This window comes from Flintibacter sp. SJQ-8 (assembly GCF_054108085.1).
In genome coordinates this window covers 235,555-260,793 of record NZ_JBPJWR010000016.1, presented here as the reverse complement: position 1 = coordinate 260,793, position 25,239 = coordinate 235,555, and the positions used below count along the sequence as shown (strand labels likewise).

General features: G+C 51.2%; 29 protein-coding genes. 1 reads left to right on the top strand and 28 read right to left on the bottom strand.

The features are described 5' to 3' along the window. Positions 1-10 precede the first annotated feature (10 nt). The 13 genes from ACSAMP_RS12775 to ACSAMP_RS12715 all read right to left on the bottom strand — a co-directional run bounded on the left by ACSAMP_RS12775 (position 11) and on the right by ACSAMP_RS12715 (position 12,908). Positions 11-1,036 carry a hypothetical protein gene (locus ACSAMP_RS12775; protein WP_457800703.1) on the bottom strand — a complete coding sequence of 342 codons (1,026 nt, stop codon included), beginning with the start codon at positions 1,034-1,036 and terminating at the stop codon, positions 11-13. A gap of 9 nt (positions 1,037-1,045) precedes the next feature. After that, positions 1,046-3,478: a DUF6892 domain-containing protein gene (locus ACSAMP_RS12770; protein ID WP_457800702.1), complete on the bottom strand. Its 2,433-nt coding sequence runs from the start codon at positions 3,476-3,478 to the stop codon at positions 1,046-1,048. Positions 3,479-3,501: 23 nt separating this feature from the next. Continuing rightward, positions 3,502-4,176, bottom strand: a complete 675-nt coding sequence (locus tag ACSAMP_RS12765; RefSeq protein ID WP_025543808.1) for a hypothetical protein — start codon at positions 4,174-4,176, stop codon at positions 3,502-3,504. A gap of 19 nt (positions 4,177-4,195) precedes the next feature. Then, positions 4,196-4,660, bottom strand: coding sequence for a hypothetical protein (locus ACSAMP_RS12760; RefSeq protein WP_025543807.1), 465 nt, complete (start codon positions 4,658-4,660; stop codon positions 4,196-4,198). A 24-nt stretch (positions 4,661-4,684) separates the two neighbouring features. After that, positions 4,685-5,440: a hypothetical protein gene (locus ACSAMP_RS12755; protein ID WP_457800701.1), complete on the bottom strand. Its 756-nt coding sequence runs from the start codon at positions 5,438-5,440 to the stop codon at positions 4,685-4,687. 27 nt (positions 5,441-5,467) lie between these two features. After that, positions 5,468-6,118 carry a suppressor of fused domain protein gene (locus ACSAMP_RS12750; protein WP_036627022.1) on the bottom strand — a complete coding sequence of 217 codons (651 nt, stop codon included), beginning with the start codon at positions 6,116-6,118 and terminating at the stop codon, positions 5,468-5,470. A gap of 84 nt (positions 6,119-6,202) precedes the next feature. After that, a complete protein-coding gene (locus ACSAMP_RS12745; protein WP_419500888.1) occupies positions 6,203-7,036 on the bottom strand; it encodes a hypothetical protein in 834 nt (277 codons plus the stop codon). Between the two features lie 17 nt (positions 7,037-7,053). Further along, complete coding sequence (locus ACSAMP_RS12740; protein WP_419500887.1) at positions 7,054-7,455, bottom strand: hypothetical protein; 402 nt, start codon at positions 7,453-7,455, stop codon at positions 7,054-7,056. 13 nt (positions 7,456-7,468) lie between these two features. Next, on the bottom strand, positions 7,469-8,560 hold the full coding sequence (locus ACSAMP_RS12735) for an ankyrin repeat domain-containing protein (RefSeq protein ID WP_015565824.1): 1,092 nt from the start codon (positions 8,558-8,560) through the stop codon (positions 7,469-7,471). Between the two features lie 18 nt (positions 8,561-8,578). Beyond that, positions 8,579-9,961: a DUF6138 family protein gene (locus ACSAMP_RS12730; RefSeq protein WP_457800700.1), complete on the bottom strand. Its 1,383-nt coding sequence runs from the start codon at positions 9,959-9,961 to the stop codon at positions 8,579-8,581. Next, positions 9,958-11,433 (bottom strand): DUF6138 family protein, encoded by a 1,476-nt coding sequence (locus tag ACSAMP_RS12725; protein ID WP_457800699.1) that lies wholly within the window; start codon positions 11,431-11,433, stop codon positions 9,958-9,960. Before ACSAMP_RS12725 ends, ACSAMP_RS12730 begins: the two co-directional genes overlap by 4 nt. A 193-nt stretch (positions 11,434-11,626) precedes the next feature. Continuing rightward, positions 11,627-12,247 carry a TetR/AcrR family transcriptional regulator gene (locus tag ACSAMP_RS12720; protein ID WP_025543803.1) on the bottom strand — a complete coding sequence of 207 codons (621 nt, stop codon included), beginning with the start codon at positions 12,245-12,247 and terminating at the stop codon, positions 11,627-11,629. Between the two features lie 118 nt (positions 12,248-12,365). Next, entirely contained in the window at positions 12,366-12,908 is a 543-nt protein-coding gene (locus ACSAMP_RS12715; RefSeq protein WP_006354156.1) for an SLOG family protein, read from the bottom strand. Between the two features lie 142 nt (positions 12,909-13,050). Here ACSAMP_RS12715 and ACSAMP_RS12710 point away from each other — a divergent pair, with 142 nt between their 5' ends. Then, positions 13,051-13,365 (top strand): helix-turn-helix transcriptional regulator, encoded by a 315-nt coding sequence (locus ACSAMP_RS12710; protein ID WP_006354155.1) that lies wholly within the window; start codon positions 13,051-13,053, stop codon positions 13,363-13,365. Between the two features lie 97 nt (positions 13,366-13,462). Here the strand turns inward: ACSAMP_RS12710 and ACSAMP_RS12705 are convergent, their stop codons facing one another. The 15 genes from ACSAMP_RS12705 to ACSAMP_RS12635 form a co-directional block, all read right to left on the bottom strand. Next, on the bottom strand, positions 13,463-13,993 hold the full coding sequence (locus tag ACSAMP_RS12705; protein ID WP_457800698.1) for a helix-turn-helix domain-containing protein: 531 nt from the start codon (positions 13,991-13,993) through the stop codon (positions 13,463-13,465). 29 nt (positions 13,994-14,022) lie between these two features. After that, on the bottom strand, positions 14,023-15,054 hold the full coding sequence (locus ACSAMP_RS12700; RefSeq protein ID WP_457800697.1) for a hypothetical protein: 1,032 nt from the start codon (positions 15,052-15,054) through the stop codon (positions 14,023-14,025). Continuing rightward, the gene (locus tag ACSAMP_RS12695; RefSeq protein ID WP_006354152.1) at positions 15,032-15,181 is read right to left on the bottom strand and encodes a hypothetical protein; all 150 of its coding nucleotides are present in this window, start codon (positions 15,179-15,181) and stop codon (positions 15,032-15,034) included. The genes ACSAMP_RS12700 and ACSAMP_RS12695 overlap by 23 nt, the downstream gene beginning before the upstream one ends. 11 nt (positions 15,182-15,192) lie before the next feature. Next, positions 15,193-16,017: a C39 family peptidase gene (locus ACSAMP_RS12690; RefSeq protein WP_087271385.1), complete on the bottom strand. Its 825-nt coding sequence runs from the start codon at positions 16,015-16,017 to the stop codon at positions 15,193-15,195. A 16-nt stretch (positions 16,018-16,033) separates the two neighbouring features. Then, entirely contained in the window at positions 16,034-16,513 is a 480-nt protein-coding gene (locus ACSAMP_RS12685) for a hypothetical protein (protein WP_457800696.1), read from the bottom strand. A gap of 60 nt (positions 16,514-16,573) precedes the next feature. Continuing rightward, positions 16,574-18,400, bottom strand: a complete 1,827-nt coding sequence (locus ACSAMP_RS12680; RefSeq protein WP_457800695.1) for a VirB4 family type IV secretion system protein — start codon at positions 18,398-18,400, stop codon at positions 16,574-16,576. Beyond that, the gene (locus ACSAMP_RS12675; protein ID WP_457800694.1) at positions 18,394-19,359 is read right to left on the bottom strand and encodes a phosphoadenosine phosphosulfate reductase family protein; all 966 of its coding nucleotides are present in this window, start codon (positions 19,357-19,359) and stop codon (positions 18,394-18,396) included. Before ACSAMP_RS12675 ends, ACSAMP_RS12680 begins: the two co-directional genes overlap by 7 nt. Positions 19,360-19,361: 2 nt before the next feature. After that, positions 19,362-20,117, bottom strand: coding sequence for a TraC-like domain-containing protein (locus tag ACSAMP_RS12670; RefSeq protein ID WP_457800693.1), 756 nt, complete (start codon positions 20,115-20,117; stop codon positions 19,362-19,364). A gap of 3 nt (positions 20,118-20,120) precedes the next feature. Continuing rightward, on the bottom strand, positions 20,121-20,483 hold the full coding sequence (locus ACSAMP_RS12665; protein ID WP_118426514.1) for a hypothetical protein: 363 nt from the start codon (positions 20,481-20,483) through the stop codon (positions 20,121-20,123). Further along, positions 20,480-20,917, bottom strand: a complete 438-nt coding sequence (locus tag ACSAMP_RS12660; RefSeq protein ID WP_227151314.1) for a DUF3846 domain-containing protein — start codon at positions 20,915-20,917, stop codon at positions 20,480-20,482. The genes ACSAMP_RS12665 and ACSAMP_RS12660 overlap by 4 nt, the downstream gene beginning before the upstream one ends. Before the next feature lie 17 nt (positions 20,918-20,934). Further along, positions 20,935-22,632, bottom strand: coding sequence for a DUF8193 domain-containing protein (locus ACSAMP_RS12655; protein ID WP_457800692.1), 1,698 nt, complete (start codon positions 22,630-22,632; stop codon positions 20,935-20,937). 75 nt (positions 22,633-22,707) lie between these two features. After that, on the bottom strand, positions 22,708-23,253 hold the full coding sequence (locus ACSAMP_RS12650) for a DUF6550 family protein (protein WP_457800691.1): 546 nt from the start codon (positions 23,251-23,253) through the stop codon (positions 22,708-22,710). Between the two features lie 152 nt (positions 23,254-23,405). After that, entirely contained in the window at positions 23,406-23,951 is a 546-nt protein-coding gene (locus ACSAMP_RS12645) for a hypothetical protein (RefSeq protein ID WP_457800690.1), read from the bottom strand. Further along, on the bottom strand, positions 23,948-24,343 hold the full coding sequence (locus ACSAMP_RS12640) for a DUF4320 family protein (protein ID WP_006354140.1): 396 nt from the start codon (positions 24,341-24,343) through the stop codon (positions 23,948-23,950). Before ACSAMP_RS12640 ends, ACSAMP_RS12645 begins: the two co-directional genes overlap by 4 nt. Positions 24,344-24,359: 16 nt before the next feature. Next, the gene (locus ACSAMP_RS12635; protein ID WP_457800689.1) at positions 24,360-25,232 is read right to left on the bottom strand and encodes a type II secretion system F family protein; all 873 of its coding nucleotides are present in this window, start codon (positions 25,230-25,232) and stop codon (positions 24,360-24,362) included. Between the last annotated feature and the right edge of the window lie 7 nt (positions 25,233-25,239).

The window sequence follows — 25,239 nt, the reverse complement described above, 5'->3', positions numbered from 1 at the left end:
GCCCTCATAACTACTCCAAGGTCATTTCACAAAGAACCAGCTTGTCTTTCTCATCGCTGAGAAATGCCCGATTTCCCCATACATCCAGCACATGGAAGGAAGCGTATCCACGGGGCATGGCAAGGTCGATCAGCACCAAATCCGAAAGGCGCAGCACCTTTTGTTTACCCTTCCAGTCATCATTCTTAAAAATGGGAGATAGGATCAGGCAAGTCCTGTCACCGGAGAATTTTCCGCGCATCCCATGTTTTCCGGGCAGGCGGCTTAAATTATCTTTGCCCCACAGTTTCTTTTTGAATAGTCCGTTTTCCTCCAGTTCCAGATACCAATAGTAGCCCATGAGAGAAAGACCCGCCGGATTGATGGTGCTGCTTTCCAAAAAGGCATAAAACTGTCCGTTCTGTTCCAGTATGGAACCAATCATAGGATAGTTGTAGTGAAAGTCTGCCTGGGCAAAATTGCCGCCAGCTCGCTCTACCGCCGCCAAATGGGTCTGTCGGGTTCCTGCTTTGCTGTATACGCAAGAGCCGCTTTCTGCCCAGTGTGCAGTCATGGTTTCAAAATCTACCGTCAGGCTGGTAAAACTGTTGGTCGCATCAGCGGAGTTGTCCACTCGGCACACAATAGGGAAAACGCCCTGGCTTCCGGTGACGGCCACCGGCATAGGGATGCCCTGGGCGCACCAGTTATCCATGGGGATCGGAGTCCACTCTCCATCCATCTGCGGCATCCACCAAAGGGATTTACTGGCGGGGCAAACCAACAGTATTCCTCTGTCGCATGAGAGCAAGACAGGAACTTCCCAAACATCTTGCTGCTCTTTCGGCTCCGGGCTGGGAATCCACCTGGAAACTTCGCCTTTGACCCACAAAACGCCGCTGCACTTTTGCACGAGATGATAGGTCCAAAACACAATTTCATCCTCGCTGCGGGCTACCATACCTTTGCATCCAGTCGGGCTGTATTTGAAGGAAGTTCCCGTCAGTTCAAATTCCTCGAACTCCCAGTTCTTTATCACTTTTAGTTTCGCTTTCATGCTTTCACCTCACAGCAAATCTGCTTTGATACCGCACCGTTCCAGAACCGGCAGCACCTGTTCCGGCTTAGAGGACATGAGGGTAATATGTTTGAGATTAGGGAACTGGCGCAGTTCATCCTCCGTAATGGTATTGAGATCAAAGGCTCCGTCCTCGCCATCCCAGAACGGACAGAGCTGGGTATAAATCTCGCTGCCGCCATCCATCTCGATTTCTGTGACCTCCGGGGCCAGCCGCGCCGGGACAGGGTATTGTTCCAGCCACTTCTGAATCTCTGGGATAGGTTCATACCCTTCCGCGTCAATGTCGATCTTGCGGCGACTGTACTCTCTGGCAAACTCATAGGCGTCCAGTTTAGGAGCCAGTAAGCCTTTCTCATACATCAGGACTTCCAGCACCGCCAGTTTGAAGTTGAAACTGGTAAAGGTGAGCACTGGCTCAGTCGGCTTGGATAACTTGTATTTCTGCGCTTTCGCCGTCTTTTTCTCTGGCTCTTTCCAGCTGATCTGCACCATAGCGGAGAGGGCCTCCAGCTGCTTTCTGCGCTCTGCCTGCTCCTCTGGAACAGGACCCGGCAAGCGGGTATAAACGGTAAAGCCGCCTAATTTGAGGGTATGGGCAAATCCGGCGAAATCCTTCCAGCTGGCCTCCCGGTAGTCCTTGGACCCGATCCAAACCGCTCCGTCAAATGTCTGCCGAACCGCATACTCTCCCTGTGCCGCTACCCGGACACCAAGGGTTTTGATGGTCTGCTCATCTTCATCTAACCAGCCCTGGAGTCCAAGCTCGTCCCACAAAGCAAGTGCCTGGGTATAGGGACTCTCTCGGCCAGTCATGGGGCTTTTTCGTGTTCCATTTTGCAGGACAATGCGGGCAGGCCCCAACTTTTCCGCCAGCTGCGAAAGGGTAAACGGCGGCGTAAATACCGACCCCAGGATGGTCAGGCTGTCTTTTTTGAGAATGATTTTTCGCTCCGTGGCCTTGGACGGTAGAAAGATGGGCAGATTCGGGTACACTTCTTTGTACTCCCGCCATTCCAGCTTTTTGGGCTTGTTTGCCGTCCGAAGGAAGCCCCAGAAGTCGATGGGATAACGAAATACCGGCCCAACCCTGTCCCGCCGGGTGACGATGACCACCGTGCCATCGGTGAGTATTCCAATGTGCTGCATTTTCTCCCCGCCGAACATTTCCGGACGGATACGCAGCACTTCACGGGTGTTCCTATTGATGAGCTGGGCAAAGTCATCGGAGAGGATTTCGCCGTTTCCCTGCACCAACAGCCAGTCCCCGGTAAACCAGCGTAGTTTCAGCCCCTCGCCCATTCCGGGCAGGGAGGCGATGCGGCACCGCCCGATGTCCATGTCCAGCTCCAGCAAGCATTCCTCCACACGCCCCTTGCCGCTGACGGCGTGGATCATGTAGATACGGCCTGTGCCGGGAACGGGGACGGCCTCGGAGAGATGGTCGTATCCATACAGAGAGAAGGCGTGTTTTGTTACCTTGCCGTTTTCCCAGCGGTAAATCTGCCCCTTGTACCACTCGTTGGAAAAGTAGACCCGGCCCAGACCGTCTGTCGTAATGCCGCAATGGTATTTGGTGCTCCATCCATCTTCCGGCAGAGTCCAGTTTTTCACATCCTGGCAGGTGCCCCGGTCAGTCAGTTCAATCCGCGTAGCGTTGGTGGGATCGCCCACCCAGAGGGAATGGTCAGCCCAGCACAGGGTCCGGGGTGGACCGTCATATCCAACGGGGGACGGTTCGGCCCAGTTGAGCGTGGCTGGATTCTTGCTCAGTAATGCTCGGCCAATAGTCCCGCTGCCAGCGGTCCTGGACGCGGCATAGAGTCCATTTTCTGCGGAATAAGTGAGGCACCCAAGATGCGGCAAACTGTGGGCGCGGGTCACCTGGGGCGGACGCTGGCGCAGATCGGCCACACAGCCGTTTTTCCATTCTTCTGCATCCTGGTTTTTCCATTCGCCCGCCGCAAAATCACCCGCCAGGGAGTTGAAGAAATAATCGTACTCATCCTGAAGTATGTACTCCTCGCAGGGCATCAGCTTCCCAGGGTCCTGCTCCTTGGCATGGTCGCCCCATTTTCGCCCTTGCTGTTTCATCAGGTGGCAATATTGCCCCTGCTTTTTGCAGTAGCGTTCCCATTCGTTGCGTTCTTCTTCTGGGATCAAGGCAAACAGATACTCGTCCTCATCGTCCAGGTTATACAACGCCCAGCCGAAGGCAGAGAGTTCCTGCCCCAAGGCCGCCGCTCCTTTTTCATGGGGCAATTTCATATATTGGATGCCGATAGCGTCAAAGCGTTCATCCAGCAGCGCCGGGACCTGTGCGCCCCATTTCCCTCGAAGTTCCGCCAGAGTGTCCTGTACGGCTCCGTCAAATTTTAGAATGTCCAGCGCATCGGATATGATTTGTGCCCAGTCTGGCATGAAAGTACCCCCTTTTTAGTGCCTCAAAGTTTGCTGCTCAGCCGCTTGACTGGCGCAGACATTACATCTGGAAAATGCTTACACAGAATCTCTGTGAATAAGGTCATTGCAAGAAACGGCTTGAGATTACCTGCTGCAATCTCAAAATATTGAGAATAGCCCCAATCCAACTCATCTTCTCCGCACCAAAAGTTGAGAAGTTCTGCCCCCAGATCCATCCGCTGACTGGATAGGGATTTCCATGGAATCTGTGACCGCAGATACTCCTGAACCTCTCTGAGCTGTTCTGCGGCAATGCGCTGATGGGCATAATCCCACACATTCTTGAAATAGGTATCCAGTTCTACATAGCCAGAAAAGAGGATGCCGCAATCAATCTTGGAAAATATCTCCACCATACAAAGGATGCGCCGCCGGTGAAAAGCCTCCATTTCCCGTTCCAAGGCCTCAGCCTGAATCATTTCGTGTTTCTCTATACAGGCATAAGCTTCATTTTCTGGTATCTGGAACGCTTCATCTACTTTTTTGGCTATGGTAAACATCTGGATTTCATCGGCATTCTTGCGCTTGCGTAGGTCATCCCAACTGCCTCGCTCCCATTTATCCTCTTTTGAATAACAAGCAGAGCATATCGCCTGTGCCGGGTCAATTTCTCTCGTCAAACAGTAAGGACAAAGAATTTTCGCATTCTCACACAATCTGATCGGCTCCTTTATATTATTCCATGTCCGCTTCTATTTCTTCCGCTTCCGACAAGCCATATACATCCGTTGGCGTATCCCCTGAAAACTCAACCATAAGTCCAAATGGCTCCCCCACAGGAAGGGTACAAATCTCAAAGTGCAGGCCCCATTCTGTCTCATCATAAAACAGAAATTGCGGCTGCTCGGCGGGAATCTCCGTTTCAGGGAATGGAGCGCGCTGCAATCCAAACTTCTCAGGGCTTTTACCAATCTGCGCCTGAATCTCATGCTCCGCTTTTGAAAGATACTCCCGCCAGTTTTGAAGCACAGAACGGATAAAATCCAGGTTTGCCGACCGGAGTTCAGATGTGTTCAAAATAATGGAAAACAGGATCTCTGTGTCTGCGATTCTTCCAGTCCAGCAGTGGATGGTCCCTGGTCCTTTCTGAAAGGTCAGTGCTCCCAATCCCAAATCGGAATGTTCAAAAAACTGTTCCATATCATTCTTGCCCCAATCCCCAGGTTACAGCGACAGCCATGTGGTCAAAGCACTAATTTCCTCCCACAGCAATGCGGATTTCCCAGCGGCGGCAAAGGCTTTTTGGACACCGCCATAGCGCCGCTCGGAGCGATCCGCCAGCTGGAGCGCGGCTGCCTCCAGATTGGGAATCGCCATCACAGCATCTGCCAGCGCCTGGGCGGAGAGTTTATCCCCGATCAGAGAGGCGGCAAAGTAGCGCAAATGGCTGTGAGAGAGGGCGGACAAATCGTTTAGTTTATGCAGCTCATAGAGTTTCAGGGCATAAAGGGAAGGAAGCCCATCCAGAGCCGGTAGTTCCTGCACAGCTGGGAGTGACTGGAGATAGAGTTTCTGAAGCCGGGTCGCTGGAGTCAGGAAAGCGGCAAGATCTTCCGTTTTCCGCATTTCCTCCAAATGGAGATAGGTAATGCTGGTGAGAAGTGGGGTGATGTCGCCATTCTTTTCCCCACGCAGGTGGAGAACACGCAGGCCGGGGAGAGAAACATTGTCCCAGGAAACAGGGGCCGACAGCCATTGGGACAGTGTATGAAGCTGCTTTAGCCCGGAGAGAACTTCTACACCCTCACACTTTTCCATTAGGGTTAGTTCCTCCAGATTGGGATAATCTCGCAGGAAGGACAGATTCACCTTCCGCTCTCCCGTCACAGATAGGCACCGTACCGCATCCGGCTTTCGCCCATTCAGATCAATCTTTTCTCCGCCGCGCCAGAAAACTGCGGTGCAATATGCCTGTTCCATGTTGCGTTCTCTCCTTATTCTTCTGTGTTATTCAAACTTGGTATCCGGTCTTTGGAAATATACAACATGGTCTACATCTTCCATGTATTCCAGCATTTCATCTGTACTATGTTGAATCTTGTATTCCAGTTCGTTCTCTGTCAGAGGAATCACCTGATAAAAACCGACCCAACTTCCATCTGAGAGCTTACAGACGGCAGCACCCTCCGGCGCATCCTGTACGCCTAAAAGAACACACCCTGCCAGCAATGTATTATCTGCGTATGGTGTTCCGTTTTGAATAGAATGCCCATAGCCCAGCCAAGTGCTTTCTATGATTGGAAATCTTGCTAAATAGCGAAGCAGCTCTACTGGCCAATTTTCTTGGCTTTCCTTACTTTCAGGGTTCCACTCAGGCGGAAGGCACATCATCAGTTCTATCCGAGAGGGAAGGCCATCCTCTTGATATTCACTTGGGATCTTCATCGAAAACGCACCCATGCCTGTGGTTACCAAAGTATAATAGTTGTGTTCCTCATGGGGCGGAATGATGGAGACATCAACATGAATATCTTCGCTGAAAAACTCATGAACCACTGTTGTGGCTTTTCCAAAATATTTTTCGATATGGTTGTCCAATCGTTCAAGTTCATCGGGACTATATAACGCAGGATTCTCCAAATACTTTCCAGTAATCATTGATCACACACCTTACTTCTTTTCTCGGCTTACATCATCAACACCAGTAATCATCAAATTCTTACCAAAACAGTCCTATTGTACTCATGCCAGTTCCGCATCCAAAATCTGCACCTGTTTTCCTTTATCATTCACATAGTAAAGTGCAATGTAGTCAATGCCGTCCCGTTTGACCTGCTCCCAGGGCATCCGCTCACCGTTAACCAGTTCCACGGTATCAGCCTCGTCTACCTCGAAGCTCTCTTTTTCATCCTCATAGTCGATATTGTAGCCCAGTTCCAGCACCAACTTGGAGGCAGGGATCTCATACCGCTGGAGGGGGCGATGCGCCAGCTGGGCTGGATTGTGTTCATCGCAGAACATATTATCATAACCATGCTGCCCACCGTCGAAGATGACGAACTCCTCGCCGCTCTCTGGGTCGCGGGCTGCCACCAGTCCGGGGGTCTCGCCTCTATCTATGATATAGGATTGGGACTCTCCCTTCACTGTGAGCAATTCTCCGTAATACCACACTTCCAGCAGTTCATTTCCGGCAGAGGAGCAGAGGGTCACGGTGGGCAGGCGCTTTTGTTTTCGTTCTTTGACATGGCCCTCCAGCCAGGTAGGGATTTGGGGAAAGGAATCCCGTTTCTTCTTTTTTCGTGGTGATGCCTGTGCATCGTTCCACGGCTCCATATCTAGAATGATGATCCATCCGCTATAATCGCTGTACTTCATTGTGGTGTGCGCCCGGATATAATCCTCCCCCCAGAGGGCCACATCCGCCTTACTATACCAGGTAGTCTGCGTTACACCATCCTCATTGGTAACATCGCAGCAGAGGTAATCTTCTGCTTTCCCGTTTCTCAACGCTATCATACGAAGAATTTCGGTATCTTCCGGTGTGACTTCACGAAAGTTCAATTTTAATGCCATAGGGGAGCCTCCCTGTATCAAAAGGTGTCGTAGCCAACCTTCGGGCTTGGCACGAACTGCTCGTCAAAGGACACATTGAGATAGAGTTCCCCAGCCGGAGAGTCCCCAGTATCATAGCAGAGGGAAAATGTCCCGTAACAGCCGGATTTGTCTATCGTAATGTCGGTCAGGGCCAGACCGGGGATGTCCTCATCATCGGGGAATTCTTTCTGTAAGATCTCGTGGGCCTGCCGGTCCAACTCATCCAGTTCCTGAGCTAATCGCTCCCAGAAGGGCATGGCCAGAATCTCTGCCTCGGTATAACCATTGCAGTTGATATGCAGTTCCTTCCCCGCCCGGTGCGCCGTAAGGTAGACCCCGCAGCTCATTACCTCCCAGTTGTCCGCATTCCATAAAGATAAGAGTTGCTCTTTTGTCATTTGTGTTCTCTCCTTATTCCTCAAACTCTCCCTCAATCATTCCATTAAGATATTTTCCGGGATCAGCAATAAATTCCTCCCATTTGGCTAACGGATGAAACTCCTTATGCTCAATGTCCAGATACCAGAGTTTCTTATCTCTGGGACTCCACAGCAGCAAATAGTCGCTGTAATTGTCCATTTTCGCCATAAGGGAGAGCAACTTTTTCCGTTTCCAGGTCATCTCCTGTACATCCATGTAGGGGTACAGTTCCGCCCATTTCACCAGTTCCCGCTCTGGAAATTCCAGACGCAAGGGGCCGGTCTTTAAGTATTCCACCAGCTTGGCAGGCAGCTTGTAAGGCGTGAGTTGACGCGCCTTTTCCTGTTCGTTATGCCATTCCTCCGGCTCCAGAGCTTTTAAGTAGGCGGCCATTTCCTGATTTTTGTTCTGTACTGCCACGGTGTAGGGCCGGTCACCGTATTTATCCGGGATGGTGATGTCTGCACCCTGTTCCACAAGCCAGCGCACCATAGAAAAATCGTTGTGCCGTGCAGCTTCAGTGACAGGAGTCGAAGCGTAGGGAAACACCATATCTGGCTTGTGATAGTTGATGTCCGCCCCGTTTTGAATCAGATACTCCACCAGCAGCTGATTTCCATGGCTCGCCATACTGCGCAGGGCTTCACCGCCGTATTGTTTCAAATCCATGCCCATCCTTTTCAAAATGGGGAGTACATTAGGCTCATCCCGATCCACCAAGTGGAGAAACAGCCTGCATATATCCCTTTGCGTTGCGGGGATTCTGACTCCCACATCTACCAAAAAGGAAAACAGGGTCAGGTCTTGACTGCGCAGGGAACCACAAAGCAATTCTTCCGGGTTATGGGTCAAATCTGCTCCGCATTCGATCAGGAGCTGTACCATGTCCATCCGATTTTCCAGTACAGCCAATTCCAGCGGAGAGGCTTCGTCATCCCGCGGCCAATCTCCAATCATTACATGATAGCATTGTGGCTCATTGGGAGAATGCCCTGCGTGAAGCAGGGAACGAATCGCCTCTATGTCACCACTTTTGATGGCAGCCATCATGGGAGGTACATTTGAATAGCTTACTTCACTCATCCGAGTCCTCCTTATAGTCTATTGAAAAATTTCCTGATACCTTTCTCTCAGTTCCTTCGGAGCCGTCTTAATGACCTTGCTGCCGCCGTTTTCAGAGGCTTGCCCCCAGATGGCCCAGAGCAGGCTCTGCCAAGCGATGGCCCGGAATTTCGGGTCTTCGTTTTCTTCCGGCAGGAGATAAGCGGAAAAGCGGCGCTTGACTGCCAGCAGTGCATCCAGGCTTTCCCCATTGGCTATCAGGCTGCGGAATTCTCTGGCAGGCTCCAGCCACTGCATAGATAATGCGCCCCGCACCAATACCCTCAGCGTCCATGGTTGAAACCCAAACTTTCGGATCAAGGCATGAAGGAATTTCCCTTGCAGAGAGGAGTGCTCGTCATCGCAGAGATCCAGATATTCCGTCACCAGCGGCACCCACGGTTCTCCCTCCAGTCCCAGGGCAAACACGGCGAAGGTACCGGGCATCGCACAGGCTTCATCTGCGAGGTTTTGGTACCACTCAAACTCCCGCATAGCCAGACGAGCGTATCGCTCCATAGCCGGATGAAGATTGGGGTGCTGCACAGCACAGGCAAAGAGCTGATTGACTCCCTTTTTGGGCAGGCCGGGAATAGGCAGATAGAGTTTTTCCTTCCCACGGAACTCCACCGAGTAACTGCGGGGAAATTCCTCCTGCTCCAACACCGCACACAGGTAGTCCAGGATTTCAGCATAGCACTCCTCGGTGGAGTCCCTGGCGGTGATGCGGATGGCAGCAAACGCATCATTGGCCGATGCGGTGAAATGCTCCGTCTTACGCTGCTGGATGTCCTTTGGTAATTTGCCGCTGCCGGCTGTTTTCAGTTGCTTCACCATATCCGGGCGAAGCTGGGAAACCAGATCAAGGTAGTGTTCGGTTATAACCGTATTATCGCTGGCTCCATACACCGTATAACAGACCGCAACATAGCAGGTAAAGCGCAGCAGGTTCTCGTCCACATCCTCCGGCCGCAGCTCCGGCCATGCGGTACAGAGCGGGAAAGGCGAAAAGTAGTCCTCATTCTCTCTAATCTCAAAAAACCTCTCCTGCACCTGGTGTTTAATGTATTTTCCCAAGGTATGGCCAATCTCCCTCCAGCCCACCAACCGTCGCAGGGCATCGCAGAATACAACCGCTTCCTCATAGGGGAATCCCTTCAAAGGCAGTTTGTACAGATACCGCTCCAGGAGCTGGCTGGGAAGAAAGGGCGTTCCGCTTTGGTTCCGAACGACCACCGGATAGCCGGAATGGTTTTCTTTTGCAGTTCCATCCAACACATCCTGGATGCACTGATCGGCGTGTTCCAGCACTTCGGGGTTCGTATCTGGTTTCTGGATCAAATAGTAACGGCCTTGTACGCCGTCGCGTTTCGGCAAACTCATAGCAGGCCACCACTTCCTTCCTGGTTCTTCGTTATCGGAATAAAAATCTGTCGGTAAAGTTCCTTCAGTTCCTCCGGAGCTGCTTCCACTACTTTCTGACCACCCTTGGCGCTGGCTTTGCCCCAGATCACATAGCAGACCGTTTCCCATGCGTATTGCAGCACTTCTTCCGGGCTGGCTTCTGTTTCCTCGGCGGGTTCCTCGTCCTCGTCATCATCGTCATCCTCGTCGGAGGAAAAACCGCTGGGAACGATCTCGGACAGATGGATTTTTGCCTCCAGCAGAGCGTCCAGGCTTTCTGCGTTTGCCATCCACGCGGCATAGTCCTTGGAATACTTCATGTTCTGCATGGACAGCACCCCACGGACAAATACAGGGACGGTATCGGCGGTAAATCCGAACTGTTTCACATACTCCCGGAGGAATTTTTCCTGTAAGTGGGAGTGCTCATCATCGCAGAGATCGAGATAATCCCAGAGGAGCTGCCGCCACTCTTGCCCCAGCATTCCCAGGGCGAACACGGCAAAACTTCCGGGGAGCGCGCAGTGCTCATCGCTGAGATTGGTGTACTGCTCATATTGCCGCATGGCAAGCCGGGCGTACCGTTCCATCAGGGGATGGAGGCCGGGGTACTGCACGGCACAGGCAAAGAGCTGGTTTACTCCCTTTTTGGGCAGTCCTGTGATGGGAAGATAACTCTTTTCCGGTCCTTTGAACTCCACCCCATAGCTGCGGGGAAAATCCTCTTGCTCCAGAAGCTCACACAGGTAGTTCAGCACTTCGCAATAGCATTCCTCTGTGTTGTCCCTGGCAGTAATACGGATCACAGCAAAGGCATCGTTGGCCGATGCGGTGAAGTGCTCTGTTTTTCTCTTTTGCAGAGAGATCGGTAGCCTGCCGGTTCCATTTTCCCGGAGCTTTTTCACCATATCCGGACGGACTTTCTCCACCAATCCAAAGAGGTAATTGGCGTCCAGATACTGAAAGTCCATACCATATACCTTATAGCTCACCGCCACATAGCAGGCGAAACGCAGCAGCGGCTCCGGGACCTGCTCTGCACGGATACCTGGTTTTAGGGAATACTCCCGATCCCAGAAGTGGTCATCTTCATTGCCTGTCACGATAAAATATTTCTCCTGTAGCTCCCGTTGCAGCATATCAAGTAGATGGTGGTCAATTTCACCCCACCGGCTCTGGCGGCGCAGGTTTTCGCTGAAGGCGATGGCCTTTTCCGCGTCAAGGGTCTCAGCCCGCTGCGCTTCGGTCCATGTCCGAAGCAGTTGCCACACCTCAAAGGGCGCGCCTTCGCTGCTGACCACTACCGGAGGCCAGAGAGAATCAAGCCGCGTGATTCTCCCGTCAATGGCATCCTGGATGCACTGGTCAAAGAGCGGTTGCAGTTCCTCCTGCACCTCGGGCTTCATCCAGTAACAGCGCCCGTCCGCACTATTTCGTTTTGGTAAACTCATATCAGGCCACCTCTTTCCGAACAATAAAAAATGCCCTGCGCCGCACTGCCACAAGGGCAGACGAACGCAGGACATAAAAAGGCCGCGCAAATCTAAAGCCGGTTGCAAAAATCCGACTTGTTCTGGTCTTTGAATGTATTTGTTTGCTCTGTAATCCCACAGAACATGGAAGTTTATCTCTGTGCATCTCGCGTCACCTTATCGCTTCCTTTTTTGCTCGCTGCATTTCATCCAGCAGGGCGTTGATTTGAAATTCTACCATATCATCTGCTACTTCGGGAAACAGGAAAGGCATAGTATCAGGAATAGCTTTATAACTCATCATCATTGTTAAGGACAGATTACCAAATAACCGTGGATCAATGTTGTCCATCGGAACGCCAAAAATTGTAAGTAAGTTGCGATATAAATACAACTGGTCGTTACGAAACGCTTGAAAATTTTCGTTGGAAAGGCAGCGATATACTTGCTGTTCTTCCTCTATTGATAAGACTGCAAACCCAACTTTTTCTCCATAACAACAATTTTTCAAGAAGGTTTTGACGCTTTCTCTCCAACTGAGTTTGGGGTCATTCATCAGTTCTTGTGCATAGCGTAGCAATTTAGGCTGCTGATATCGAAGTGCCTGCATTACAAGTTCTTCTTTTGAAGAAAAAAAGCTGTAAAAGAAAGTTTTAGAAATTCCAACTTTTTCACAAAGAATAGCAATGCTACTATGAACAAGTCCCTGATTTACAATACTTTCAAGAACAGTTATCAGGAGAGCTTCTTTCACTTGTTCGCGTTCCTTATCTGAATAGGATTTTCGTGCCATCGTTCACTGCCACCCTTTCAATAAAATACAAAACAAGGAAATGGTATTTATATTATAAAAGGCAACCAAAAACGATGCAATAGTATATGTGAAAATTTTTTATGAACTAACTAAACCATTAACTTATTTCTGCTGTATCAGGATGGAGAAAAATTATACGAAGATTTTGTTTCAAAGCATAATTTACTGTTTGGCCTGTCCCAGATCGTAGTTTACGATTGTTATCATAGACTGCCAGCAAGAAATCTGCATGATCTACCATATAATAATTTCTCTTTTTATAATCGGATGTAGTTCCACTTTGTCCTATAACAATACATTTTGTGGCATTATGAATAATTATCTGCAACCGCTGTTTGCTCATTGCATCCCATTTCGAATCATGCCCTTCAAATGGAAGTGCAACAATTAACTCAATATCTTGATATCCCGGTTGTTCTTTGAGATATAAGAGTTGTTCGGCTGCCCACATATCTACCCCTAATGCACCTCCAACATAAAAGCGGAAAATACCTTCTTCATCATGCAAATGACAAAATGTTTTTAGCATTGCTTTTTTTATCTTTTTGCACAACGAATACCCTTCATTATACTTGAACTTAAATCGAGTTGGACGGTGCCCAGTAATGGCACAAGCGTATGTTTTTTCCAAAAACTTCACCCCACTTCAAATCTCACGCATACAAAAATGAAATAACGCAAATAAAACGGCGTAAATAGGCATATATTCAATATTATAACACATACTATGTTTATAATCCAGGCATTTCATCTGTTATCCTTGTATATAGCGAGGTGAGGATATGGATGAAGAATTTATCCGCAATCGGATCACCGAATTGCGTTTGAAAAAAGGCGCATCAGAATATCAAATGAGTTTGGCTTTAGGACAGAACCGGAGCTATATTCAGGGGATTTCATCCGGTCGATCTCTTCCGTCAATGGCTCAGTTCTTAAAAATTTGTGATTACTTTGAGATTACCCCTTTGCAGTTTTTTGATGCAGAAGCGGTCAATCCACAGTTAATCCGTAAAGCGATGGACGGAATGCGAAAACTCAAGGACGAAGATCTGATTATGCTAATTGGCTTTATTAACCGACTGCAATCCAAGGACTGACGGCGGGGGTTTCGACCCCTGGCCGTCTATTTTTTGCAATTTTTGGATTAACTATTACTTTTTTCTTCATCCGTAAGTATCTGTTCACCTGTACGGTTCAAGGGGGTATAAAAATGGACTGCCCCCCAGTCCACATACGAATCGGGCGGCAGAATTGCCGCCCGATTTTGGTTTCAAAGCCATCTGCAAAGGAGTAGGAATCCGCTGTTGGCAAAGTGGCAGACTGTTCCCCAGGTGTGGGATCAGAGGCATTACAGGCATCCGCAGGGGCGCTTTCCGGCTGCACTGCCGGGGATTCATCAGACGCATCATCTTCCAGCACAGGGGCGTTTTCCGGCTCGTCAGGGCAGAGTAAGTCAGAGCATAAAGTATAGAGGTTGCTGGTCTGGCCGCCGTTCTTACGCTCGTCAAACCGGGCCTGTTTGACGATATATCCCGCCTTCACCAGCTCATCCAGCGCTCGCTTTACGGTGGACACCCCATAGCCACACTTGGCGGCTATGGTCTTGATAGAGGGGAAGCACTCGCCCTCTTTGTTGCAATGCAGAGCCAGGACTTGCAGCACAAGCCGTGCTCTGGGCTTCAGTTCAGAAGAAAATGCCCGCTGCATATACTCAAACTTTACCATATTCCAATCCTCCCAATCATGTCATACTGTTACAGGCGCTTTTCTCCTGCAATATACTTCTCCACAAGCGGCCGGTAGATCTGCCCATTGACCCGTTTCGCAAACAGGTCGTGGGATGCCGCCGCAATCTGCACATTTTCCCCAAAGAGTTCCATACAGTATTCCTGAATTTCCTGCGGCACACAGATCGCTACCGGGCGTACTTCCAACGAACCGCACTCGGACAACGCCTTGTGGAACACCGGAATCTCATAGGGCAGGACACTTCCGCACAGGAGCCGGTGATCCGCGTCACGGAAAATAGAGGTGGGCGTCTGCATCACGCCGCAGTCATAGATGATAAACTGATACTCCCTATCCGGTTCGTTGGTCAGGTAGCAGTCGATCCCATCAATGGTGTAATGCTCCCCATCCGGCGCCGCTTCGTAGATGTTCAGCAGGAGCTGCAGGTGGCGGTTCTGATTGACTTCGATATATGCCACCTCCGCACCTCTGGCCGCCAGCCAAGATGCCAGGTTAAAGGCCGTCACTGTCACGCCGCTCCTGCGCTGCGAACCGGCCACGGCAATACGGATATTCCGGGCGTTCCAGCGGTATGGAATAATTTCATCCGGCTCCGGGGCTTTCTCACGCTGAGTAACTGGCTGTTCGTAGACGGGAGCCTTTACCACATACCGCTGCATCCCATCTTCGGAAAGTGCTTCTGTCAGCTCGTCCAAGGCGTCCTCCATCGTTTCACCCGTAACCAGATTCACAACGCCGATGGACAGTAACCGCTGTACCTCGCCGTTCACATCCTCGCAGCCGGAGAGGATGACGATGATCCGGGCGGAGAACATCATCTGAAAGGATTGCAGGGCAAGGGTGAAATCATTGCCGCTTTCCTCGATACACGCCGCATCCACCACAAAGAATTTGGCGTTGGCATAATTGCGCATATCTTTTGTAACGAAACTTTTCAGGCTGAACCGGCCGACCAGTTTCTTGGCGGGCAGAGTCATATTCCGCACAGCGGGGTCAATCAGGTTGCTTTTCTGGTTACTCGTCAAGTACAACAGCATAGGATTCACCTCCCATATTTTCAGCACTGGTTTTGTCATCCGCCCCGCCGGTCAGCAAAAGGACGATGCCCACCACTACGATCACGATGTAGATAAACAGTTCAATCAGCTTGTTTCGGTTATTCATATCGCACCCCTTTAGTAGATCGCCCACAGGGGACCGCCTGCTGCGGCGCCCTTTCTGGCCTCATCCAGAATGATTGATATATCCCATTCCTGTTCGCTTCGTTTTTTACTGGCAGGATCGGCCACCAGGATTTTTCCTTCAGAGGTCACTCCACGCAGCACCATAAAGTGACCGCTGGATGTGAAGTGGCCTTTTGACATGAGTGCCACAATCAATTTCCCGGATGCCAAAGCATCCACCACGGCCTGCGGGTCATCGGTGCTGATGCTTTCCCATTGAAGCCCAAAGCCCTCCGCAGCCCCCGGTATCAACGAGTGATAGGACCCGTTGCCGGAACACCAATAGCCGTTCTGATACGCCCATTCTGCCATTGTGGGGGGATCAACGGTCTGGTCTGTCAGGCTGGATACCACAATCGCCATAGAGGTCGGGCCACATCCATAACCGCCGATATTATCGGTTCCATACGGAAGATCGGCCCAACGCTCATCCAACTGATTGTAGTAGACAACTTCGGTTGCCCCATCCGTAAAGATGACGCCCTCATAGCTCTGACCACTACCGTCTATATAGTCTTTCTCATAAATGCCGAGCTGCTGGTTGTAACCATATTGCTTCTGAAAATCCTCTACCACGTTTACCTCATCACCAATCAACCATTGGGACAGCACGGAAAAGGGGCTGGTAATGAGGTACAGGATGAAGGCAATCAAAAGCAAAAGCCCCAGAACCGGGGCCAGGATCATAAACAGGATTCTTTTCCGGCTCTCGGAGTCGGTAGCCGCCTGCATAGCCACCTTTGCCAAAATTTTTGCAGTCAACGGATCAACAGCCAAAAAATCACCTCCATAATCAGTCCGGTTCCATACCGGGGGCTTCCATCATCTGCTCCATTTGCAGATTGAACGCCTCCCGCCGTTTACCGGCGCTGTCGTCAATTTCAAACGCTTTTTCTCCTTTGTCATTTTCCCGGACAGATACCATGTAGTCCCCATTGGCGATGAAGCAGGCCGTAAAGAGCGCTCGAATCGCCGGGGCGGGCATCCGCGAAATCTCAAAGGGGGTCGCAGCACACTTGCTGTTCCAGGAAAAGAGGTTGCGGGCGGCATCCGCCGTCATCTTCATCCAGTCATATTCAAATTCCTCTTTCCGCATCATCTTGGTAAAGTCAATTCCATCCGGGCAGAGGTAGCGATCCATCTTCTCAAAGAGAGCCGGATGGGAAGCCATCAGGAAAAGGGCGGCATGATAGGAAGCGTCCAAATCACTGCCCCCCCAGCGTATAGCAGCCATCTTGTTGACCAGGTATTCGTATCGTTCCGCATGATTCATCTGAAAACCTCCTGTGTGGAATAAGTAAGGCGACCGGGATTGCTCCCGGTCGCCACCGAATTACCGGCCACCAGCTTTGCCCATATAGGAAAACTTGTAAGCCGGAATCTCAAAGTTTACATGAAGCCGCTTGGACCCAATGATAAAGAGCGCGTGTCCGCGCCGTTTGCTCTCCAACAATTCCTGCTCCGCGTCCGTCAGGTTGTAGAGGTCTTTGGTTTCCTGAAGGTTTTTGCCGTCGCAGCCCATCAGGATTTTATAGCACGGAATATCCAAAAGGGCCTGCCCGTACATTTTGACCTCCGGGGCCAGGAAATCCACCACGGAATGAGAAATGATCGCCAGTCCAGCTTCATATTTTCTTGCCCGCTTCTCCACATTGCGCAGGAACACCAGGGATTGCGGAACCTGCGGGTCGATCATCAGATATGCCTCGTCACATACCAACAGGCAGCGCTCATTCCGGTCGCGGCTCATTTCCTCCCAACACCAGCTCAACAAATTCAGATACTGCGTGCGCTTGACATTATCCGACGCATTTTGCAGGTCGTGGGTATCCAGGCAAATAAACCGGGAATTGGCCTCCAGCGTGGTGTGACCATTCCACAGAAAGCTGTCGCTGCCCGCTGCGGCGTCGTACAGCAGCATTGCCAGATCACGATATACCGGATTCTCCTTGTTGGCCTCCGCTTTCTTTTCCAGCAGGGCGTGAAGGTCGGACAGAATGGGAAAATCCGTGGCCTTGAGCTGCCGAATATCCGTTTCCCAGAAGATGCCGAACTGATTGTAGAGTTCAATGATCGTCTGCTTGAGGATCGCTTTCTGCATATCCGTCAGGCTGGGCAGATACAGGGAAAATTCAATCTCCAGCGTTTTCATGTGCAGCGCCATATCAGACATACCGTTTCCTTCATCGGTATAGAGTTTGTCGGTTTCATCGTCATCGTCACGGGGCGCCGGTCTGATCTGCAAAAGGTTGGAGCGGCCGTTTTTTCCACCGCCAGCGTTGAGCCAGCTTCCGTTCAGGTTCCGGCACATATCCTTATATTCGGATTCCGGGTCGATGCACAGGATTTTCGTCCCCTTCATGTATTCCGAAAGCATGATGTGCTTCACAACGGTACTCTTGCCGATACCGGCCACACCCATAATCACGAAGCTACTATTGGTGCGGTCGTTTCCGCGCTCCCAGGTATCCAGAATCACCAGGCCGCCGTTGCTGTCCTTTGCAAAATAATAGCCCCGGCCATCGTTGTAACCGGAGCTGGCAAACGGGAACCCGCCCACAAAGGTACTCATGGGAATAATGCGGGACACGATGCTGTCCACCGTGGCGTTAGCCGGATAGGTGGGAGAAATGCTCTGGAACCCTTCCTTTTGGAGATTGGCGAGGGTGCGCACCTTGCACTTCTGGATGTTGAAGGCACTCTCCACACGGCGGCAGACCTTTGTGAAGTTGGCCTCATCCTGTGCAATCGGCATCACGGTCAGCGACATCATGGCAACCGTTTCGCCCTCTTGGTCGATTCGCTGCATGATTTTCTCGCCGTCCTCGGCGGCTTTCTCGGCGCGCTGCCGGGTCAGCGGGTCTTTAGCACTGTCAGCGGCGCCGCGCTGCTGGACAATGCTTTTGGAGATTGCGGAAATGAGCGCACCATTGTCAATGGGGGTAATCCCCACCGAAACGATGGTGCTGGGGATGTTGGTGATCTTGGAGAGCCAACCCATATCCACCTTCTGCGGATAGCGGACGGCGCCGTACACCTTGCCCAGATTTTCACCGATGACCAGACTGTTCCGCTTGATTTCCAGCCCCATCGGGGTAATGACATTTAACAGCGCTTCATTAACGGGAAGCACTTCTTCTTTTTTCTTAGAACCTAACAATGATCCACCTCCAACTGCTGATTGCGGTAAGGCACCCCAATGTAGTCCAGCACAGCGCCGCACCCCAGTTTGTTGATGCAGTAATCATACTGCTGGGGATGCGTCACCTGCATAAGCTGAAATCGGTTCGGCTCATGCTCCAGATGAACGCCGTACATACAATACATACACCCCGATCTGGAAACACCGGTGGTTTTCAGAATCGGGGTGCCGTTCTTCTTGCGGCTTTCAACAATCTCCCCATAGATAGGGGCATAGGGAATGCCGGTCATTTTCAAATACCGCAAAATATCTTCTTCCAGCCAGAACGCAAGGGGCTGGCTGAGAGGCCGCTGTCGCTCGAAGCTATTGCAGCCAAACTTGATCCAGGATTGCTCCCGCAGCTTGCTTTCGCAGGCCAGGACACCCGTAATCGGGTGCCGCCCGGACTGCCTTTCAAATTTGTTCAGCGGCGCCTTTTTCATGTGGTAACAACACCTTGCCGAAATCTTGAAGGGAGCGTCCAGAAGATATTTGTAATTCTCGCAGTTGTAGATCGACTTCTTTCCGTTCTTGTCCAGCAGTTCTCCATTGATTCTCGCCAGACGGTAAGGTTGTCCCTTTCTTGCGCCATTGATAACATCCGAGATCTCTTTGGAGATGATCGGATAGCCGTACTTCTCAAGAATCTGAGTGAACGGATAGCGCGGGCGAAGCCAAATAACATTGTCCTTCGTTTTTACGAAATCGCGCAGTTCAGGGTATTCTAACCCCGTGTCAACATACACAGCAGGAATATCAGGGTAGACCCGCCGTGCCAGATCAAGCAGCACGGTGGAGTCTTTACCGCCCGAAAAGCTGATAAAGACCTGCCCATCGTACCGCATATACCATTCCATGATTCTCGTCTGCGTAACTCTGATTTTTCTTTCGAGGCTCCAACCCTGCATGATTTTCAAATCCTGCCGGGTGTGCTTCATACTTAGACAACACCTACACTTTCCAAAATCGGGATCGCAGCATTGATGCCGGAATCCTCCAAATGCACATAGGCCGGGTTGTTGACCAGGTTGCACAGCCGGACAATATCCTGCTGTTGCAGAATCTCGGTCTGAATGCCGATGTCCGAAAAATATCCGCCGAGCAGCTTGAGCTTCTGAAGCAGATCGCGCTCAACGCCATCGCTTACCCTATCCCAAATCTTGATGTAGAATTGCCGTTCCACAACTTCGCCGGAAAGAGCAAAGGCGCCCATTTCCACGATTTCCTGCTTCAGCAGTTCCTTTTGCTTCACATCGGAAGAAGAAGTGAGTGTGGCAGACAGCTCCGACAACAGCGGAGAAATATCTACCGGGCGGGATACGGCAAGAAGCTGAAACGGGTACTGTGCGCTGGACAGGCTCACCGTAAGCTGCTTGGCAATCAGGCGCTTTTCGTTTTTGCTGAACAGTTCCGTGCTGATCGGGTAGATTTTCAGATATGCCAGAGCCAGATTGTCACGGGTATAGAGGAAGTTCCCCCGAATATCCTTCACATTCACAAACTCATTGGCGGTAATCTGGGCCAGTTCCTCCTTATCCTTGTTCTTCGATTTTTTGTGTTTGGCCGACAACTTCAGAAAAATCAGCGTTCCACCGCCCAGCAGCGCACAGACGCAGATCATAATAATCGGCAAAAGCAATTTATCGACCTCGCTTTCTTTGCCATAAAAATAGGCCCTGCTTTTCAGCAGAGCCATGTCTTATAGTTCCAAATCTTCTTCATCTTCGCTTTCTTCACCGTACCCAAAATCCAACTCGTCCGATTCAAAAGAAAAGCTGTGGTCTGAGATGCAGTCCAGGGCATCGCTGGCGTCCAGCTCGTCAAAATGCTCTCGGAAGAAAGCCAAATCCTCCTCGTCAGCCCGCACGGTTTCGCCATCTCCATAGAGATAGGTCTGAATTTTCGCTTCGATGGTATCCCCCAGGGGCCATTCGGCAAGAACCTCGGAGATTTCATCGCAGTCCAGCAGTTCATCCAGCCCATCAGGGCTGCCGGGGACAAAATGCTCCGTCATCAGAGAGTGGGGGGCATCCAGAGTCACCACCGAAAACATTTTGCTCATCGGCCTGCCTCCATATCCTCTCCGGCTCCGGTGTCCATGTCCCATCCCTTGCCGAACATGAGGTTCATAAACTCTTTCATGTCGGCGGCGGACCGTACTTCAAAGGATACCGCTGCGGGGACCGGCTGCGGAAAATACTCCTGATACATGGCAATCTGTTCATCGGTCAAAGAAACGCCCCGTCCTTCCGGGGTATCGCCATAGAGGAAAAAAGTTCCGTGAAGGGTATCCGGCCCGTACTGTCGGTTCTCCGGCAGACCTGTCAGTTTCCCGGACGCATTGCAGCAGAGAACCGTTTCGCAGGGCAGAGGAATACACTCAATATCCCCGCCCACAAGTTCTTGCCGGTGTTCCAGAGAATCCTCCAGCATGGTCGTATAAGGTGCCCGTCCAGGTTCAAACACCATAATCCGAATCGTTCTGTTGTCGTTCATATCCATTCTCCTTTTCCTTACGGATTGCCCGGTGCGATATGCCAATCATCATAGAGGGAGCCGCTGATCGTTACATCATCGGTGAGATTCATGGCAAGCATCCCCGCAGGCGTCCAAATATCCATCACATGAGTATTGACGATGTAGCTCCCGTCCGGGAACCAAACCGGCGTAAAATGCACCCGCTGGTTATAGGTGCTGTAAATGTTCTTTGCAAACTGGAACCGTGCTGTCGTTCCGCTGGTGAGCCGTTCAAGCAGCCGCCAGTAGGTTCCGTATCCAAACTCCGGGAAGTAGGATACGGCTGTCTGCCCATAGGTATAGTGCGACAGCGGGGCAGAGGTGCTGACCGTCGCCGTTACCGTGTTTGTTACGCCATAGCCTGATTTCATCAAATCACCCGAAGCGGTGGGAACCTTTTCGTCCGGTTCGATTCGGGTGGTAGCGGTCATGCTGGCCGAGTAATTGTCCCGGAAGAAGTCATACCATCCTTCGTCCACCCAATAGCCATCGTCATCACCGGTGCTGTGCCACACCCAATAGGGGTGCCACTGCGCCCACCAGACACTCCAAGCAGCATAGGTCTTGGTTTCACGGCTGGGAACGCTGCTGGCCGTCCAGCTTCCCATCGTATCGGTGGCTTTCGGGTCGGGCGGGTCGTTGCCGGAGAGATCTACCACCTTTGCCTGAATGGTGCTTTGGCTCAACGAGCCTTTATTGGTGCTGACATAGATGGTAATGTCCTGCGGCTCCGACGGTGTATGCCACTTTACCCATGCAATCTGGCTGTCTCCCGACGGAATCACAATATTGTTCATCCGGTAGGTACTGCCGTTGATCGTGAAGGATACCGTGGCCGGACTGTCAGGATTGATCTCCGAACCAGCATAGAGTGTTACCGGCGTGATGACATCCGTATCCACCCGATACTCATAGTCATAGTCGGTTGGCTCCGGCTGTTCGGGCGGGTCGGTAAACCATACAATACCCATGCCCAGATAGGTGATAATAGTATCGTTGGAACAGGTCTTATTGGTAGCCCCTGTATAGGCCGGAAATCCCATATCCGCATATTCCAGGAACATAGCCAGCGGCAGGTTTTTATGGGTCAAACTCGTCATGGTCTTACGCAAGGACCCGCCTGCCTGATTATCATAGAGTGCGGCTTCATGGGCAGTCATTGCCATCATAATTCCGTTGTGCTTGAAATAGGCGATTGGCTCCAAAAACAGCTTGTACTGTCCGCCGATTAGTTCCTCGTATGCGATTCTGGTCTGCTGTGCCACCAGTTTTACCGCATACTCGGAGCAGAAGTATTTCTTGATAGCTTCAATGCTGGCGCTCTGACTGCCGCTGCTGATGATTCTCGGCATAGGGGTTGCCGGGGTATAGTAGTCGTAATTCCCCGTGGTGGGAGAAATACTCGCCCCATTCGTATATTGAATTTTACTGACTTTCCCAAAATGAACCTTGATAGATGGAGATTTGTTGGTCAAATCAAAAGAGGACGACACAGGCTGACCGGATTCTGCGTCAACCACGGTAATCCGCACACCATCCATACCAGGATTCCAGGAGTTCTGCGAGGTTCCTTGCCCCATATCGCCGCCACCGCCATCCACATTTCCGCTTCCTCCGGTTTCTGCCAGGGCGCTCATAGGGCAGATACCCAACAGCAGCACAAATGTGAGCAGTATCACAAATATCCGCTTCAAAAACGCACCTCCAATCAAATTAGTTGAGAACAAAAAAAGAGTACGGTATCGCTACCGTACTCTCCGGGCTTGTTATCAGCCCATGTTGCCGACCTGTTTATTTATATCTCCATCAGAGTCAATGTTGTGCTGGACGGAGCCGCCGCCCTCGTCGGTGATCCAGCCAAAGCCCTCCAGATAGATGGAACCGCCCTGTGTGTCGCCGGTCTGGGGTTGGTTGCTGTCCGGCTCATGCACAATCGGCTCATCCTTTTCGCTGGCCGCCTGCTGTTCCTCCTGAGAAGGCGCCGGGGGCGGAGTGGTTTCGGGTTTCTTTTCACTGTCGGTCAGGTTAACGTCTACCTGATCTTCTTCCTCCACATTCAAAACAGCATCGGTCTGGTTCTGGCTGTCAGTAGCTTCGGGCTTCGAGGCGTCCGGCACCACTACCAGCGGTTCGCTGGAGCTGCTGTCCGGGGTATTGCTGCTATCCACATCCTCGGCAGATACATCCGAGGGGGTGGATGCCGGATCAACGGTTGTGGTCTGCCCACCCTTGCCCAGCAGCACTGCGGCGATCACAATTACCACAACGGCGGCTGCGCCGAGAACGGCCAGCAGCTTTTTGTTTTTAGCACTCATTTGAAAACCTCCTTGTACGGTGATTTTATATTAAAATGATGGCGATATTTCCCGCCATCATTATACCATTTGCACAAATACGGCGTCCAGGTGTGATTCCTGCCAAATATTTTTTTGCGCTATGGAAAAGCGACAGGGCGAAATACACAAAATTAAAACCTGGGAACATATTTGGCGTTGAGTTTCATGGTGATCTGCATGGGGGGCAGATGCCCGAACCCAAAGGAAAGCGGCACATCAACAGTGATCGTTCCTGTGACATTGAGCTGCGTAATCCCATCCGGCACAGATGGGGCCAGCGGAGCATTTTCCACTTCCAGGTGCAGATCGTACAGTCGATACTCCAAATCTTCGCCGCTGTACTTTACATACTGCCCGCCCTCATATTCAACACCCAAAACATTTTGCAGGCGGGCATACACATTGCCGCTGGTAACATTCTGTGACCAGGACGAACCGGAAAGCTGATAGCCGCCGGAGTAACCCTCCCGCAAACCAGCATAGGCTTCATCCCAATTCTCGGTGGCCACATCCACAATGGCGGACTGGACGGAATCGCGCACCCCCTGTGCAACGATCATCAGTCGCATATACTCAAAGGTTACACAGGCCAGAATCAGGCAACAGAGGACAACGGCCAAAATCATCGGTACGCCTTGCCCGGATTTGTTTTTCAGGACTTCTTGAATCTTCTTCACTTCCAATACACCTCCGAAGTCCCACTGGCCTTTGCTGTCAGAGTAACAGGAAAGGATGCAAACTCACCGAACAGTCCGATATTGACGGTGGTTGTGAGGGTCACTTCCACCTCATTTCCAAGCTGGATTTTTCCGGTGTCGCTCCATGAGATGTTGGGGTCAAGCCCGGTTTGCTCCCGCAAATCTGCCGCTTTTGCGCTGGTGGCAGAGCCAACCTGACCATTGATTTCTGCTGTCCGAACCAATTCGTCTGCAAAGACATCAAGGTTCTGCTTTGCCACAAATACCGGCGCAATGCGGACCACCAACGCCAGAACCATTGCAATCGCCAGGACCAGGACACACACATCCACAAAGCCCTCACCCCGTTTGTCCTTCAGAAGTCGTTTCACGGTTTCACCACCTCCTTTAGAACAGATCGCCAAAGGCTTCCAACACCACATAGCCCAGGACACCCAGATACATCAGCAGGAAACAGCCCAGCAGCATGAAGGAATACTTACGCATTTTCCCCGGCTGCTTCATGGCCTCCAGTTTCAGTTTTTGAAGTTCCAACTGCTTGAAGGTCATAGAAAGCATCTGGAAATACATAATTCCGTTATCACCGCGCTTGACCGAGATCAAGCCGCGCACCACATCGGACAGCATGGTACTTCCAATCCGGCTCTCCATGCGGGTGAGTGCGTTTTCCTCGTTGCCGGATGCCATATCCGCAATCGTGATTTCCAGTTCCCGCTTCATGGCATGACCGGCATTTCTCTGGTAGGATTTCAGGATGTTCAGCACATCACGGGATGCCCGGAGTTCCTGTTCAATGGTGTTTACAAATCTGGGCAGCTCGGCTTCGATTTCTTCCCGGCGCTGTTGAACGATCTCGTCCGCTCGTTTCTGTTCTTTGAAGTAAACTGCCACCGCCAGAAACACAATGACCGGCGCAAGGATCGGGAAAATCAGAAGGGCCGGAATTATCAGCAGAGCAATCAGACCAGCCTTTACCCAGGCCGCCGCAATATAGGTTTCCGGGGACATTTTAATTTCGGCGGATTTCAACTGTGCCTCCAGCTTCTTCCGCTTATAGCCGTCCAGATGTACCAGCGGAGAGAGCCGTGCAGCCATATCGAACAGGACAGCGTTGATGCTGCCTTTCTGGGACTTCCCTCGACTCGTTACGGTCAGAACCGCCTTTGTGCTTGCGGAAGTCGGCAGCCGGAGCAGTCCGGCCAACAAAAAGAACGCTCCCAGTCCAAAGAGCGTCCCAAAGCATAGTAAAATGAGATACAAAACTCGC